Consider the following 1280-nt stretch of genomic DNA (forward strand, 5'->3'; position numbering starts at 1 on the left):
CCGTATTCATTGAGCATCACCCGTCCCGGCGCCCACCGCTCCACCACCTCAGCCGGACACGCCTCCCCACCGACCAGCAATGTCACCGATTCCAACCCCGGCGGCGAGAGCGCCGCCACCGCCGAGGGTGTCTGGCTCAACACAGTGACCTGCTGCTCGATCAGCAACGCATGCAACGCCTCGGGGGAAGCGGCCACCGCTTCGGGCACCACCACCAACCGCCCGCCATGCAGCAGGGCACCGAAGATCTCCCAGCCCGAAATGTCAAAGGAATACGAATGCCACTGCGACCACACCCGCCCCGGCCCCGCCAAATTCCCGTCCAGCGACGCGATCAGCTGGGTGACATTGTGGTGGGTCACGGCAACGCCTTTGGGCACCCCGGTGGTGCCCGAGGTGTAAATCAGATACGCAATATCCTCAGCAGCCGGGCCCGGCAATGGTGTGCTGGGTTGAGCATCGATCGCGGGGCCGTCGACATCAATGACTCGCAGGCCGTCGTACCCGTCGAGCCGCGAGCGCAGACCCGCAGTGGTGAGTACCGCGATCGGGGCGGCATCGCCGAGCATGAACCCGATCCGCGCTGTGGGCAGGCCCGGGTCAATCGGCACATAAGCCGCCCCGGTCTTGAGGACCGCCAGGATCGCGATGATGGCTTGCGCGCCACGCTCCACCAGCAGCGCCACGCACTCACCCGGGCCCACCCCACGGGCAACCAGTAAGTGCGCCAACCGATTCGCGGACTCGTCCGCCTCTTGATAGGTCCAGGAGTGGTCGCCGAAAGTCAGCGCCACCGCCTCGGGCGTGCGGCCGACTTGGGCGGCAAACAACGCTGGGATCGATACCCCCGACACCGCCGGGCGGTCCAACACCGCCCGGTTACCCCAGTTATCCAGGCGGGCATGCTCATCGGCGTCGAGCACCTCGATCGAGGACAACAGCCCCAACGGGTCCGCGGTCATGTCGGCCAGCACCCGCTGGAATCGCGCGATCAGGGTGTCGATGGTGGCGGGGTTGAAGATATCGGTGCGGAACTCCACTACCCCACCGATTCCGGCCGGCTGGCCCGCTTCGGTGAAGTTCTCGGCCAGGGTGAAGGTTAAATCCATGCGCGCCGTGGAAGTTTGCACCGGTATGGGGTTGACCTGTAGATCCCCTAGGTCCACATCGGTCAGGGTGTGGTGTTGCCAGGCCAGCATGACTTGGACCAGGGGGTGATGGGCGAGGGAGCGGGTGGGGTGCAGCTGTTCCACCAATACCTCGAAGGGCAGGTCTTGGTG

The 1280-nt window shown here is 65.7% G+C and carries 1 protein-coding gene; it reads right to left on the reverse strand.

Annotated elements, in window-relative coordinates:
• Window positions 1–1280: AMP-binding protein (locus tag A5781_RS24420; RefSeq protein ID WP_156625040.1), on the reverse strand; the 1280-nt coding region annotated here is incomplete at both ends.

The organism is Mycobacterium sp. 852002-30065_SCH5024008, from assembly GCF_001665645.1.
GTDB classification, from domain to species: domain Bacteria; phylum Actinomycetota; class Actinomycetes; order Mycobacteriales; family Mycobacteriaceae; genus Mycobacterium; species Mycobacterium paraffinicum.